Raw genomic sequence first — 13699 nt, 5'->3', positions numbered from 1 at the left:
TGGCATGGCCAAGGGTCTAGCCGGAAAGGCCGAGGAGTACCTCACGCTGGGCCCGGTCGCCCCCATCGCCGACGCCGCCGGCGAAGTCAAAAGCTTCACCGACAACCCGTCCTACTACCTCGGGGAAAAAGCCGCCGACGGCGCCCTTTCCGCGCCCGCGATGATGTTCGGGCCCGAGGCGGCCGGCATTGGTGAAATGGGCGAAATCAATGCATACGCCGGTCTGACGCACCCTCCGAACCTGCCCATAGGCCTTGAAAACCCCACTACCTACCATCCGTGGGCGGAATCGGCGGCACAGGATCTATATTCATCCTTCATTAACGGAGAGCCCAGAGCGAGCCTTACTCACACCCTTTCTGACATGGTGACTCACTATTATGGTGATAATCCTGATCGGGTGGTGTTGGGTAAATGGGATGGGCAAGACAGCGGGTATATCGGTGACGCAAGAGGACAGGGTGGAATCTTCTTCGATACCGGCGACCCGACGTGGAGGGCTCTCGCAGAAGGTTTAGACAAGCAGACCGAGCAGGCTCTCGTGTGGCCGGTCAACGAACAATTTCTTCGCACCCACATGGAAAACCACGTCGATCGTATCGACTACCTGCTCGACCACAGCATGTACGAGTCTCTTGAAGACATGGCGGAAGAGCGTCTCGGAACCTATTCCTCATTCGAGGTTAATTATCTGAACGATGTTGCGGGAACATACGGATATGAACGCGTTGGTGACTCTTGGATATATGTGGGAGGCGAACCAAAATGACGTCTGATTTTGTTGCTGATGTCGAATCAAGGATTGGACCGTTGCTAGAAAAAATAGGCTTTGCTGTCGACGAGATCGACGATAGTCCGGACAAAGGCGGGCTTGAACGCAACATTATTTATTATCGCTCACGTGACTGCAAGCTGCAGATCTATTACTATCGTCGTGAAGGTGAAATCAACTGCATGATCGCGCCCCTAGACGCATCAAACGAATTTGGCTTGGATAGTAAGAAATGGCATTTCATCAACCACTTCTCAAAGAAGCCGGACATTCCTCCGAAGGAGAGGCTAAAGCTAGCTATAGCAGAAATGCAGTCTTACGATAACCGATTAGACTGGTTGCGAGATCGCATCGCTAAGCACTATGAGGCGGCACACACGGGGATTCTCGAAAAGTACGGGTCGCCAGATTGATTCGTCGTCTTCAGCGGCTCTGCCAGTGAAGGATAGGCTGACTGTGCCAGACGAATTCTCGGATTTGGTGCAGAAGATTGTTGGTCTTCGGGTAAGCAAGCCTGCGCCGTCGGGTGTAAGCGACGATCAGCCGCAATAGGAGTGATCGGCTGTATTACGGCTGTTTGCCAGTCTTTTCGTCTGCTTCGTCGTCGCGTTTATCTTCGGGGACGAGGAGCCGCCGGCTGGCCACAGGCTTGCCGGCAATACGTTTCACCACTTCAGGCGCGGCCTGCGGCGTCGCGATGCGACCTTGTACCGGTGCACCGTTCTTCACGGTCGGCGGAACGACGCGCTTGGTCTCGGCCTTGCTGTCACTTCCACCTGCGGCGCCGTGCGCTGCACCCGGTGGCATCATCGGCATTCCGCCGCCCATCGTGCCGCGCGCTCCTGCAGCGGAGTCGGGTGCGGCTGGGGGTGCAACAGGCATTTGTGAGGAGGTAGGGACCGTTCCGGCCGACGGAGTCGGCGGTGGCCCAAGGGTTCCCGCCGGAGTCGTAGCACCGGCCAGTCCCGCCCCGGCTCCTCCTGCCCCAAGTCCTGCGCCGCCCGCACCCAGTGCGCCGCCGAGCGCGTCGGCGGGCACCGATGCAAGCCCCGCGCCTTGACCGGCCTTGCCAAGCGTGCTCGTCAGTTGTGAGCTGATTTGCGAGACCTGTTGCATGGCTTGGTTGAGCGGTTGAGACAAGCCGCTGAAGAGTCCGCTGAAGGTCTGCATGACCTGTTGCGGCATCTGTTGCATGGTGCCCATGAGTGATTCGAGCTGCTTGCTCGAATCTTGTTCATTTGCAGGGAATTTCGTCAATGCGTCGCCGGTCTGCTGGCCTCGCTGTGCGTGCTGGGCTTGGGCGGCGGCCAGATCGGCGGGATCACCGGAGTTGCCGGCAAGACCGAGCGTGGCGAGCAGCTGGCTCATGAGCGAGCTTCCCGACGCGATTTGATCGGGCGTCAACGGCGGCGGTGGTGGCATGCCATACGCCTGGGCGAGCTGGCTGAGAACGATCTGCAACTGCTGCGGGTCCATTCGAATCCTCTTCCTAGGGCACGCGATTCAGTGCCTGGAACCAGGCGAAGTGGTAGTTGGCGCCGGTCGGATCTTTTGCGGCCAAGGCGTCGATAGCGGCCAATAGCTGCCAGTTCGATACCGCCGCGGCGTCCACGTCGTCGGGATAAGAACCGATCACTTTCTCACGGACCTTGGTGAGATGCTCGTCAAGAAGCTGAATTTCGACTTCGATCAGACCAGTGTTGGCGAACGCGGCTTGGGCGATGGTGTGCGCCATTTGCGGCAGCCCGTCGCGATAATTGGTGGCCTGGCTCAGCTCCCAGCCCAGATCGTCGACAGCGGGAACGCGCCTGGGCCGCAACGACGTTGGTATGGGCTCCGCTTCGTCATCTGGCTCCGGGAGATAGTGCAGCGGGGTATAGCTGGCCGAGGTCTCCACCTGGCCGAGCAGTGCTTCGATGTCGCCGCGACGGTCGCCGGGTTCGAGCAGCGTGACGACGGATGGAATCTTTATGCCCGGCGGAATCCAGCCGCTGGCAAGGTCGGTCATCAGCAGCGTGGTTCCATCGGCGCGGTCCCCGGCGACCCACCGTAGCCGCGGTTCCTGGCGAGCGACGAAGTCCACGAGCCGCTGAAGGCGGGCTTTCGCGGTGGCCTGCGCGGATGCGGCGCCAGCCGCTGCTCCGCCGGCGGTCACTGCGACGGCCTGCTCGCCGATGCTGGCCGGCGCCGGGTGTCCGGCCGCTGCGCTTGTTGGTTGGCGGATGACCGCCGGCTGCGACAACCCGCTTCCAGCGGAGGGGTTAACCGGCGCCGACGTGGGGGAGTAGGTAGACGGGCCGGATGGTGTCGTGATGGGGCTGGCCGGCGCCGTCGGTGTTGATGCGATTGGCGTGGGCGGTCGGATGTCCGAGCCATAGCTTGGCAGCGGCCCAACGGGCGGTGCCGCAGCTGACTGAGCAGCTGCGGGGCTAGCCAAATATGTTGCACCCGAATCCATTACAGGGGCAGGTGTGCTAGTGGCCGGCGGGGCCGGCGGCGGCGCGGGTGCGTCGAACGCGGGCGCGTGCGCTGCCGAAGGCATAGTCGATGCCGGGTCGGATATCGCTTGAGCAGGTATTTGAGGCTGCACCGGACTTGTCACTGGCGGCATGTTGTTGAGTGCGCCAGACATCGGAGTGCCTTGACCTAGCGCTGGGTTCAACCCCTGCATCAAAGCGTTGGGCTGGGGGACGGAGCCCATGGCCGAGGGGCTAAAGGCGTTGGTAGGCAGGCCGTTTGACAAGCCGGTCGTCGGCAAGGTGGGGCCCGCTGAGGGGATGCCGGTCATTGGTCCGGTGGGAGGGAGCGCCCCGCGGGGCGCGGAAAGGCCAGCAGGAACTGGACCTTCGGACTTAGGGCCAAATGTTTGTCCTCCGAGACCAGCGGGAGCTGCGAGAGGCGGTGGTGGGCCTTGCGATTGCGGCCCGAACGTGTGCGGCGAATCCTCTGTCGGCGATCCCAATTCGGTAGCGGGAGGCCCGCCCGCATTAGGTCCGAAGGTATGAGGTGGGTCCTTGGGAGGTGGTACACCTTGAGGACCGCCTTCGCCGAGAAGGCCTTTAACCTGCTCAGTGACGGTCTGTTTGTTGGGGGAGCCAAGCATGCGTGTGGTGTCGATGCCATGTTGTTGCGCAAATTGGCGAGCGCTCATTGGAATTCCACGCTGGTCGAGGATATTCTGCATCGCCTCGAAGACATTCTGGGTGCTAGGTGCGGCGGCACTATTTGCCTCCTGCTGACGCTGCATCACCACGTCCACAATCTTGCCCAACTTGATGGGCGGCAGGTCTTTCGATGCCTGGATTTGATTGATCTCCGATTTTCCTTCGCTAGCAATGGTTTCCAGACGGGAGTTCAGTTCGCTTGCGCACTGGTGCGCAGAACTATGAGATTGGCTGATGACAGAGTTCGTCTTGGCAACGCCGTCGGCCTGATCCGCTCCCCACTTAAAAGTCTCGCGAAGGTTCTCGGCCGTGATGCCTTTTTGAGTATCGGGACTCAGTGATCCTGATAGTTGCTGATGTAGTTGGTCGGAAAACATCTGCCAACTGCTCGACGTCATCTGGCGCCTGGTCGCTGCAGTGCCCACCACGCCTAAGTCTATTGGCGGAGTCCACCAATGGCCCACCATCAGCTGGAACCACGGGTCGCCGGTGCTCGCTGCCACTATTTGCACGACTCCAGCGCGTGCGCGAACGTCGAATCACCATCACCAAGAAGGGCGGATTGCGATGGATCAGCATCCCTCGCTCCCGCCAAATAGTTCGCCCCCATATCGAGCATGATGTCGGACAAGTGCCGAACCATATCGGCAATCGGTTGAGGCGTTGCGGGATCAAGTTGATCCCGCAAGTACCAACTGCCGCTAATTATCGATAGGCGCGCATTGGCCGCCTGCGCTTCAGCTATAGCTGGGTCGGCGTTCACCCCGCCGGTCTTATTCGCGCCAGATTGCAGCGCTACGCCTTTATGCACTAGGTCGACCGCCGCACACGCCCGAGCCTTAGCATCCGCGATCTGCTGCTCGGTGTACGTCGGCGTTGAGGGATGCGTCTGAGGCGGAGGCGGCGGAGTCGGCCGGAACCATCCCACGACCGCCAGAACGGTCGCGATCAAAGCGATCGCGAGCGCGACATAGGTCAGCCCGCGCGATTGTTCCTTGGGCGGCGTGGGCTGCCACGCCGGCGGCCCCGACTGAAACCCGGTCGGCGCAGACGGAAACCCACTGGTTCCGTGCCCGTGCGTAGGTCCGCTTGGCGGATGTTCCGACATAGTGCGATGTTATCGCCGATCAACGATTCCGGTATTCAGCTTTTGGCCGCCGAACCTCGTCAGCGAATTCGCATTTCGCCGTTTTTCATCGCGCCACCCGCCCTGACACACTGAGCCCATGAGTCGCCGCCAAGTCCAGCTGTTGACCCGCGCCGGCTGCACGATCTGCGACGGCGTCCACGCGCAACTCAAGCAGCTCGCCGCAGAACTCGACTTCGACCTCACCGCCACCGACGTCGACATCGAGGCCCAGAAAGGCGACACGAAGCTCAGGGCCGAATTCGGCGACCGGCTGCCTGTCGTCCTGCTCGACGGCCGCGAACACAGCTACTGGGAACTCGACGAGCCGCGACTGCGCAAGGATCTGGCCGGCGGATGACTTCCCCGTAAATTTGGTGGCCCATCAGGTAAGCGTCTACGGTGGACAGCAGTCAATTCACCGGTGTTAGCAAGGGAGCAGGCCAGGTGATTCAGCCGTGAGCGTCCTGCTCTTCGGTGTGTCGCACCGCAGCGCGCCGGTCTCCGTCCTGGAGCAGCTCAGCACTGACGAGGCCGAGCAAATCAAGCTCGTCGACCGCCTCATGCAGTCGCCGCTGGTGACCGAGGCCATGGTGCTGTCCACGTGCAACCGCGTCGAGGTCTACGCCGTCGTCGACGCCTTCCACGGCGGCCTGTCGGCCATCGGTCAGGTGCTCGCCGACCACTCCGGCATGACTGTGCCCGACCTCACCAAATACGCCTACGTCCGCTATAGCGAGGCCGCCGTCGAGCATCTGTTCGCCGTGGCCAGCGGCCTGGATTCGGCCGTCGTCGGTGAGCAGCAGGTGCTCGGCCAGGTCCGCCGCGCCTACGCCGCCGCCGAGGCCAACCGCACCGTCGGCCGCATCCTGCACGAGCTGGCCCAGCGCGCGCTGGCGGTCGGCAAGCGGGTGCACTCCGAAACCGGGATCGACGCCGCGGGTGCATCGGTCGTCTCCGTTGCGCTCGGCATGGCCGACGCCAAAATCAATGGCCTGCAAGGCAAGACCGCCGTCGTCGTCGGCGCTGGCGCGATGGGCGGCCTGTCGGTGGGCCACCTGACCCGGGCCGGCGTCGGTCATGTCCACGTCGTCAACCGCTCGCTGCCCCGCGCGCAACGACTGGCCCGCAAGATCCGCGAATCCGGCACGCCCGCTGAGGCATTGAGCCTGGAGAAGCTGCCCGCCGCGCTGGCCGACGCCGACGTCGTGGTCAGCTGCACCGGCGCCGTCCGCCCCGTCGTCTCCTTGGCCGACGTGCACAACGCGCTGGCCGCCAGCCGCCGCGACGATCAACCGCTGGTGATCTGCGACCTCGGTATGCCCCGCGACGTCGACCCGGCGGTGTCAGGGCTGCCCGGCGTGTGGGTGGTCGACATGGACCGCATCCAGCGCGAACCGTCCGCCAAAGCCGCCGCGGCCGACGCCGAAGCCGCCCGCCACATGGTCGCCGCCGAGGTCGCCACCTACCTGGCCGGCCAGCGGATGGCCGAAGTCACCCCGACCGTGACCGCACTGCGCCAGCGCGCCGCCGACGTCGTCGAAGCCGAACTGCTGCGCCTCGACAACCGCCTCCCCGGCCTCGAGGCCGCCCAGAAAGACGAGGTGGCCCGCACGGTGCGCCGCGTCGTCGACAAGCTGCTGCACGCGCCCACCGTGCGGATCAAGCAACTGGCCAGCGCCCCCGGCGGGGACAGCTACGCCGAGGCGCTGCGAGAGCTGTTCGAGCTCGACCAGACCGCCGTCGACGCCGTCGCGAATATCGGCGAATTACCAACCGCCTCAACAGATTCAGCTGAGTAGCCGCTTGCCCGACGTGATCCGGATAGGTACCCGTGGCAGCTTGCTGGCCACCACCCAGGCCGGTGCAATCCGCGATGCGCTCAAAGCCAACGGTCACCAGGCCGAGCTGGTCGTCATCAGCACCGAGGGCGACCGGTCCCAGGGGCCGATCGCCGACATCGGCGTCGGGGTTTTCACCGCGGCGCTGCGGGAAGCAATCGCCGCCGGCGAGGTCGACATGGCGGTGCATTCGTATAAGGACCTGCCGACCGCGCCAGATGAACGGTTCGTGATCGCCGCGATCCCGCCGCGCGAAGACCCGCGCGATGCGCTGGTGGCCCGGGACGGATTGGTGCTGGGAGAGCTGCCGAACGGCGCAATCGTGGGCACTTCGTCGCCCCGCAGGGCGGCGCAGCTTAGAGCACTGGGTCTCGGTTTGGAAATTCGCCCCCTACGAGGCAACCTAGACACCAGGTTGAACAGGGTAAGCAGTGGTGATCTGGACGCGATCGTGGTTGCCCGGGCGGGTCTGACCCGGCTGGGACGTCTCGACGCCGTCACCGAGACGCTGGAGCCGGTGCAGATGTTGCCGGCGCCGGCGCAAGGAGCTCTCGCCGTTGAGTGCCGAGCTGGGGATTCCCGGCTCGCGACACTGCTGGCAGAGCTGGACGACGCCGACGCCCGCGCGGCCGTCACCGCCGAGCGTGCCCTGCTCGCCGAACTGGAGGCGGGTTGTTCCGCGCCGGTGGGGGCGATCGCGGAAGTGGTCGAGTCCATCGACGAGGACGGCCACATCTTCGAGGAGCTGTCGCTGCGCAGCTGTGTGGCGGCGCTGGACGGATCCGATGTGATCCGCGCGTCCGGGATCGGCAGTCCGGATCGGGCACGGGAGCTTGGGCTCTCGGTGGCCGCCGAGCTGTTCGACTTGGGTGCACGGGAAGTCATGTCGAGCGCGCGGTAAGCCAAGCGCGCCAGACGAAGTAGGTAGGAGCGACGATGACGACGCGAGGGCGCAAGCCGAGGCCCGGCCGCATCATGTTCGTGGGCTCGGGTCCAGGCGACCCAGCCCTGCTGACGACGCGCGCCGCGGCGGTGCTGGCCAATGCCCCCCTGGTGTTCGTTGACCCCGACGTGCCCGAGCCGGTACTGGCGTTGATCGGCAAGGACTTGCCGCCAGTGTCTGGGCCCGCGCCGGCTGAGCCGTCGGACAACGGAAACGCCGAGGGCGCCGAGACAACCGATCAACCCGCTGCGGTGGTGTCGGTGGGTCCCGACGTCCGGCCCGCTCTGGGGGATCCGGCCGAGGTGGCCAAGACGCTGGTTGCCGAAGCCCGCACGGGAGCCGACGTGGTGCGCCTGGTCTCCGGTGATCCGCTGTCGGTGGACTCGGTGATCACCGAGGTGAACAGCGTGGCCCGCAGCCACCTGCACTTCGAGATCGTGCCGGGCCTGGCCGCCAGCGACGCGGTGCCGACCTACGCCGGTCTGCCGCTTGGCTCGTCGCACACCGTCGCCGACGTCCGCGACCCCAACGTCGACTGGGGCGCTCTGGCCGCCGGGCCGGGTCCGCTGATCCTGCAGGCCACCTCCTCGCACGTGGCCGACGCGGCACGGACGCTGATCGAGTACGGCCTAGCCGACACCACGCCCTGCGTGGTCACCTCGTCGGGCACCACCTGTCAGCAGCGGTCCGTGGAGTCGACACTGGGCGGGCTCACCGATTCGACGCTGCTGCTCGCCGCCGACGGCGCCGCGCCGTCACCGGTGATCGTCACCATCGGCAAGACGGTCGCCAACCGGGCCAAGCTGAACTGGTGGGAAAGCCGCGCACTCTACGGCTGGACCGTGCTGGTGCCGCGGACCAAGGATCAGGCCGGCGAGATGAGCGAGCGGTTGACCGCGCACGGCGCGCTGCCGATCGAGGTGCCGACCATCGCCGTCGAGCCGCCGCGCAGCCCCGCGCAGATGGAGCGCGCGGTCAAGGGTCTGGTCGACGGGCGTTACCAGTGGGTGGTGTTCACCTCCACCAACGCGGTCCGCGCGGTGTGGGAGAAGTTCGGCGAGTTCGGTCTGGACGCCCGCGCGTTCTCCGGCGTGAAGATCGCCTGCGTCGGCGAATCGACCGCCGACCGGGTCCGCGCGTTCGGGATCAGCCCCGAGTTGGTGCCCTCCGGCGAGCAGTCGTCACTGGGTCTGCTGGACGAATTCCCGGACTACGACAGCATTTTCGACCCGGTGAACCGGGTGCTGCTGCCGCGCGCCGACATCGCCACCGAGACGCTGGCCGAGGGTCTGCGTGAGCGTGGCTGGGAGATCGAAGACGTCACCGCCTACCGGACCGTGCGGGCAGCCCCGCCGCCGGCTGCCACCCGCGAGATGATCAAGACCGGTGGTTTCGACGCGGTCTGCTTCACCTCCAGCTCGACGGTGCGCAACCTGGTCGGCATCGCCGGTAAGCCGCACGCCCGCACGATCGTCGCCTGCATCGGGCCGAAAACCGCTGAAACCGCAGCCGAATTCGGCCTGCGCGTCGACGTGCAGCCCGAGACCGCCGCGGTCGGCCCGCTGATCGAGGCGCTGGCCGAGCACGCCGCCCGGCTGCGCGCCGAGGGTGCGCTGCCGCCGCCGCGTAAGAAGAGCCGCAGGCGCTAACTGTGCGGCAGCGTCCGCGTCGGCTCCGGTCGACCCCGGCCATGCGCCGGCTGGTCGCGCAAACCTCGCTGGAGCCAAGGCATCTGGTGTTGCCGATGTTCGTCGGCGACGGGATCGACGAGCCGGCCCCGATTGCCTCCATGCCGGGCGTCGTGCAACACACCCGCGACTCGCTGCGCGCGGCCGCGACCGACGCGGTGGCCGCCGGGGTGGGCGGGCTGATGCTGTTCGGGGTGCCGCGCGCCGAGGACAAGGACCCCACCGGGTCGGCGGGTTCGGATCCCGACGGCATCCTCAACGTCGCGCTGCGTGACCTGAGCAAGGACCTCGGCGACTCGACGGTGTTGATGGCCGACACGTGCCTGGACGAGTTCACCAACCACGGCCACTGCGGTGTGCTCGACGAGCGCGGCCGGGTCGACAACGATGCCACGCTCAAGCGCTACGTCGAACTTGCTGTCGCACAAGCGAATTCGGGCGCTCACGTCGTCGGACCCAGCGGTATGATGGACGGCCAGGTGGCGGCCATCCGCGACGGCCTGGACGCCGCCGGCCACACCGACGTCATCATCCTGGCATACGCGGCCAAGTTCGCGTCGGCGTTCTACGGCCCGTTCCGGGAAGCGGTGAGCTCCAGCCTGATTGGCGACCGGCGCACCTATCAGCAGGAGCCGGGCAACGCCCGCGAGGCGCTGCGCGAAGTACGGCTCGACCTCGACGAGGGCGCCGACATCATCATGGTCAAGCCCGCGATGAGCTACCTGGACGTCGTCAGGGCCGCCGCCGAGATCTCCCCGGTGCCCGTCGCCGCGTATCAGGTGTCGGGCGAGTACGCGATGATCGCCGCGGCCGCCGCCAACGGCTGGATCGAGGAGCGCGCCGCCGCGCTCGAATCGTTGACCAGCATCCGGCGCGCCGGCGCCGACATCGTGCTCACCTACTGGGCCGCCGGCGCGGCGAACTGGTTGTCGTGACGGGTCCCGTCCCGCCGGCCCCGCTGCCCCAGCAGCCGCCGAACCGGCCGGTCGACGTCGATACCGGCTTCTGGCTCTGGCTGGTCGCGCTCCCGCTGATGGTGATCGGCTACGCCGCCGACGTCATCGGCTCGTCGAACGGCCACACCGCCACGCCGTTGCTCGTGGCGTCCGGCTTGTTCACCGCGGTGCTGTGCGCGATCGTCGTGACCTTCCTGATCCTCATGCGAGCCGGATATCGCTGGGCCCGAACGACATTGACGGGCGGGGCGATAGCCACCGTCGTCTATGTCGGCATCCGGCTGTTCACCGCGACCTGGCCGCCGGTGTACGCGTTCACGTGCGGTGCAGCGGGCATCACCGGATCGGTGCTGATCGCCGGTGGCATGTTCCTGTTGCATCGCAGCGACGCGCACAACTACTTGACCAGGTGAGCCCGAAAAAGGTGAAGTGTCACCCCATCCGGTCCGATATACGATTTCGGCGAATCAGTCGAGTCGGCAACGGGGGTGGCTGTGGACAACCTCAGCATCAAGCCTGAAGAGGTCTTCCACGCCGCGACGGTGGGGCGCGACCAGCACGAAGAATTGGCCGGCACCTACGCGTCGACGCAATCGCAGGGCTGGGACGCCGAGGCCGGCTGGGTCGGCTCCTCGGGCGCGGCGCTGTCCGGGCTGCTGGATCGCTGGCAATCGCACGCCAGCGACCACCACCGGATGCTCAACGACCACCACGGCGGCCTGGACGCCGCGGCGACGACGTTCTCCGAGATGGACAAACACGACGCGCAACGGTTGAAACTCGGTCGATGACGCTGTCGCTGGCCGACATCGAGGCGTGGGACGAAGCCGCGATCGAGCAGGTGTTCTCGGCGGCGACGCTACGGGCCGAAGGAGCGGAGACCACCGGCAACACCGTCGGCGACCTGCTGACGTTCGTCAACTGGCACGGCGAGACGGCCGAAGCGGCCCGCGAGTCGGCCAACCGCATCAAGGTCACGCTCACCGACCACGCCGAGGAGTGCAAGCGGGTTGCGGCCGCCGCGCAGAAGGCGTCGGCCGAAGTCGCCGACCTGAAATACCGGCTGTCGGCGATCAAGGCCGAGGCCAGCGCGGCGCAACTGAGCGTCAACGAGCAGACCGGTGCCGTCACGTCCAAGGTCACCGTGATGACCGTCGAGATGAAAAAGCAGCAGGACCTGGTCAAGGTGGACGTCGAGAGCCGGATTCGGCAGCTGGTCGCCGACGCCGACGGCGTCGACCGCGACCTGGCGACCGCCATCAAAACCGCCGACGGCGCCGCGACCGGACCGGCGCCAAGCGGCCCGACGCCGAATCTGCCCAAGCCCCCGGACAATTCGGCCAAGCCGACCGACGTCAAGAAGTGGTGGGACGGGCTGACTCCGCAGCAGCAGACCGACTACCTGACCAATGACCCGGCCGCGCTCGACCGCGACGGCATCCCGCCCGAGATTCGCGACGCGGGCAACCGCATCCGACTCCCGCACGAACTCGGCGTCGCGAAGCACACCCTCGACCAGGCGCACGACGACGCTCTGCATTCCACCAACGGGACCGGATTCGCCAACGCGCAAGCGCTCGTCAAAGCGCAGACCCGCTACAACGACCTGCTCGCCATCCAGAGCACGCTCTACCCGACCAACGCGAACGGGACTCCGCGCGCGATCGATCCCGCCGACCGTCGCAGCCTGATCATGCTCGACACCACCTCCAACCCGAACCACGTGCTGGGCGCCATCGGCATCGGCGACGTCGAGCACGCCGCCCACCTGGGCGTCACGACCGGCGGGGTAGGGACCAACGCCACCAGTCTGCCCGGCATGGTCGACGAGGCCACCAACTTGCGACACACGACGTCCGACATCCTCAGGCAGACAGGCGATCTCAACCCGAACTCGGTGGCCACCGTCGCCTGGGTGGGCTACGAACCGCCCGCGTCGATGACCGACCTCAGCGTCCTCGGCGACGGCGGCGCCAAGGCGGCCGCACCGCATCTCAACAGCTTCTGGCAGGGGCTGGCGGCGACCAGCCAGAACCCGGAGCAGGAGATCACCGCGTTCGGCCACTCCTACGGCTCGCTGGTCACCAGCCTGGCGCTGCAGCAGGGCGACAGCCACGTCCACGACGTCGTCTTCTACGGCTCGCCCGGGCTGGAGCTCAACAACGTCGGTGACCTGCACCTGACGCCGGGCGGGCAAGCGTTCTTCGAGCAGGCGGCTCACGATCCGATCGCGCTGGTCCAAAAGGCCCCCGAGATCGGCCAGGCGCTGCTCCCCGCGCTCGCGGCGCCGCCGCTGATGCCGCTCGGCGTGCTGGGCCTGGTCGACGTGCTGGGCGGCAGCGGCGTCAACGACCAATGGTTCGGCAACACCCCCAACCAGGTCGCCGGCATCATCCCGCTGTCGACCGGGGCCGGCGTCGACCCGATCCTGGGCATCAGCCGCGCGGCCGCCGACGTGCACGCCGACTACCCGCGCGCCGTCGATGGCGCGCTGCGGATGTCGGGATATAACTTGGCGGCAGTGTTGTCGGATGTGCCGAATGCGACCAAGACGGGAAACTGAGATGACGTCTGGCCGGTCGCTCGCGGCGACCACCGTCGTTGCCGCGGCGTTGCTGTCGGGCTGCCACTACGACCCCTACCCGTGGCCGCGTCCGGGCCAGCCATCCGCCACACCACTGGAAAACCAACTCGGCCAACGCGATTCGCTGCAGGATGCCGCCAACGACCTGATCGCGGTCGCCGCGAAAATGCGGGATGCCGTGCAGCGGGCCTATCCGCAGGCCCGGTGGTCGGCGGTCACCCACGGCGGGCAGGCCGGCTGCGACGCGCCGTTCACCTTCCTCAGCGGCGCCGTCTATCAGATTCCGCACTACGACACGCCCGCGCCGTCGTCGCCCGCCGACCGGGAGGCCGTGGTCGCGGCGGCCGCCGACGTCCTGCGGGCCCACCACGCCGAGAAGATCGACGTGACGAGAGGTCAATCGGTGAGTGGGCAGCTGCCGCGTGAGCACGGGAGCCTGCGGCTCACCATCGGCACCCCGACCACCCCGGTGCCTCCGCTGATGACGGTCGAGGGCCAGACGGGATGCCACCACGCGGCGCCGGGCCCCGGCCCCTGGGACACCCCCCCGACGCCCACGCCGTAGCACCGCGGGCGGTGAAGACCCCAGGTGGTTCGGCCACCGATCCGGCAAGGGATGATGAAG

General features: G+C 66.4%; 14 protein-coding genes and 1 pseudogene. 12 read left to right on the top strand and 3 right to left on the bottom strand.

Going from position 1 to position 13699, the window contains the following annotated elements:
• A pseudogene (locus A5658_RS28320) lies at positions 1–769 on the top strand (hypothetical protein); the annotation flags it as partial.
• Positions 766–1185, top strand: a complete 420-nt coding sequence (locus A5658_RS01620; protein WP_067330250.1) for a hypothetical protein — start codon at positions 766–768, stop codon at positions 1183–1185. The pseudogene A5658_RS28320 and the gene A5658_RS01620, both read left to right, overlap by 4 nt.
• A 154-nt stretch (positions 1186–1339) precedes the next feature.
• On the opposite strand, the gene A5658_RS01615 is transcribed toward A5658_RS01620, so the two are convergent.
• Positions 1340–2248 (bottom strand): hypothetical protein, encoded by a 909-nt coding sequence (locus tag A5658_RS01615; RefSeq protein WP_231997171.1) that lies wholly within the window; start codon positions 2246–2248, stop codon positions 1340–1342.
• Between the two features lie 13 nt (positions 2249–2261).
• Positions 2262–3014, bottom strand: coding sequence for a DUF5632 domain-containing protein (locus A5658_RS01610; RefSeq protein WP_082992871.1), 753 nt, complete (start codon positions 3012–3014; stop codon positions 2262–2264).
• A gap of 789 nt (positions 3015–3803) precedes the next feature.
• Here A5658_RS01610 and A5658_RS01605 point away from each other — a divergent pair.
• The gene (locus tag A5658_RS01605) at positions 3804–4277 is read left to right on the top strand and encodes a hypothetical protein (RefSeq protein ID WP_156751199.1); all 474 of its coding nucleotides are present in this window, start codon (positions 3804–3806) and stop codon (positions 4275–4277) included.
• 161 nt (positions 4278–4438) lie between these two features.
• Here A5658_RS01605 and A5658_RS27830 read toward each other — a convergent pair whose 3' ends face one another.
• On the bottom strand, positions 4439–5044 hold the full coding sequence (locus A5658_RS27830) for a hypothetical protein (protein WP_156751198.1): 606 nt from the start codon (positions 5042–5044) through the stop codon (positions 4439–4441).
• A gap of 118 nt (positions 5045–5162) precedes the next feature.
• Here A5658_RS27830 and A5658_RS01600 point away from each other — a divergent pair, with 118 nt between their 5' ends.
• From A5658_RS01600 to A5658_RS01560, 9 genes are all read left to right on the top strand, one after another.
• Positions 5163–5423, top strand: coding sequence for a glutaredoxin family protein (locus tag A5658_RS01600; protein WP_067330242.1), 261 nt, complete (start codon positions 5163–5165; stop codon positions 5421–5423).
• A gap of 97 nt (positions 5424–5520) precedes the next feature.
• Complete coding sequence (locus A5658_RS01595) at positions 5521–6864, top strand: glutamyl-tRNA reductase (RefSeq protein WP_067330240.1); 1344 nt, start codon at positions 5521–5523, stop codon at positions 6862–6864.
• Positions 6865–6877: 13 nt separating this feature from the next.
• Complete coding sequence (gene hemC, locus A5658_RS01590) at positions 6878–7804, top strand: hydroxymethylbilane synthase (RefSeq protein ID WP_067330237.1); 927 nt, start codon at positions 6878–6880, stop codon at positions 7802–7804.
• Between the two features lie 35 nt (positions 7805–7839).
• Positions 7840–9495 carry a bifunctional uroporphyrinogen-III C-methyltransferase/uroporphyrinogen-III synthase gene (locus tag A5658_RS01585; RefSeq protein ID WP_067330234.1) on the top strand — a complete coding sequence of 552 codons (1656 nt, stop codon included), beginning with the start codon at positions 7840–7842 and terminating at the stop codon, positions 9493–9495.
• 2 nt (positions 9496–9497) lie between these two features.
• A complete protein-coding gene (hemB, locus tag A5658_RS01580; RefSeq protein ID WP_082992870.1) occupies positions 9498–10469 on the top strand; it encodes a porphobilinogen synthase in 972 nt (323 codons plus the stop codon).
• Positions 10466–10903 (top strand): hypothetical protein, encoded by a 438-nt coding sequence (locus tag A5658_RS01575; protein ID WP_067330226.1) that lies wholly within the window; start codon positions 10466–10468, stop codon positions 10901–10903. The genes hemB and A5658_RS01575 overlap by 4 nt, the downstream gene beginning before the upstream one ends.
• Positions 10904–10984: 81 nt before the next feature.
• Positions 10985–11281, top strand: coding sequence for a WXG100 family type VII secretion target (locus tag A5658_RS01570; protein ID WP_067330224.1), 297 nt, complete (start codon positions 10985–10987; stop codon positions 11279–11281).
• Positions 11278–13053: an alpha/beta hydrolase gene (locus tag A5658_RS01565; protein WP_067330221.1), complete on the top strand. Its 1776-nt coding sequence runs from the start codon at positions 11278–11280 to the stop codon at positions 13051–13053. Before A5658_RS01570 ends, A5658_RS01565 begins: the two co-directional genes overlap by 4 nt.
• Before the next feature lies 1 nt (position 13054).
• Positions 13055–13639, top strand: a complete 585-nt coding sequence (locus tag A5658_RS01560; RefSeq protein WP_067330217.1) for an LppA family lipoprotein — start codon at positions 13055–13057, stop codon at positions 13637–13639.
• Positions 13640–13699 lie beyond the last annotated feature (60 nt).

Source organism: Mycobacterium sp. 1245111.1 (assembly GCF_001673405.1).
Lineage (GTDB): Bacteria > Actinomycetota > Actinomycetes > Mycobacteriales > Mycobacteriaceae > Mycobacterium.
This window is presented reverse-complemented; position numbering and strand designations above follow the sequence as displayed.

Bases quoted from the DNA above. Each gene is read 5' to 3' on its own strand.
- A5658_RS27830 (WP_156751198.1), bottom strand. From the start codon at position 5,044: ATGTCGGAACATCCGCCAAGCGGACCTACGCACGGGCACGGAACCAGT.
- A5658_RS01560 (WP_067330217.1), top strand. From the start codon at position 13,055: ATGACGTCTGGCCGGTCGCTCGCGGCGACCACCGTCGTTGCCGCGGCG.
- A5658_RS01600 (WP_067330242.1), top strand. From the start codon at position 5,163: ATGAGTCGCCGCCAAGTCCAGCTGTTGACCCGCGCCGGCTGCACGATC.
- A5658_RS01565 (WP_067330221.1), top strand. From the start codon at position 11,278: ATGACGCTGTCGCTGGCCGACATCGAGGCGTGGGACGAAGCCGCGATC.
- A5658_RS01620 (WP_067330250.1), top strand. From the start codon at position 766: ATGACGTCTGATTTTGTTGCTGATGTCGAATCAAGGATTGGACCGTTG.
- A5658_RS01615 (WP_231997171.1), bottom strand. From the start codon at position 2,248: ATGGACCCGCAGCAGTTGCAGATCGTTCTCAGCCAGCTCGCCCAGGCG.
- A5658_RS01585 (WP_067330234.1), top strand. From the start codon at position 7,840: ATGACGACGCGAGGGCGCAAGCCGAGGCCCGGCCGCATCATGTTCGTG.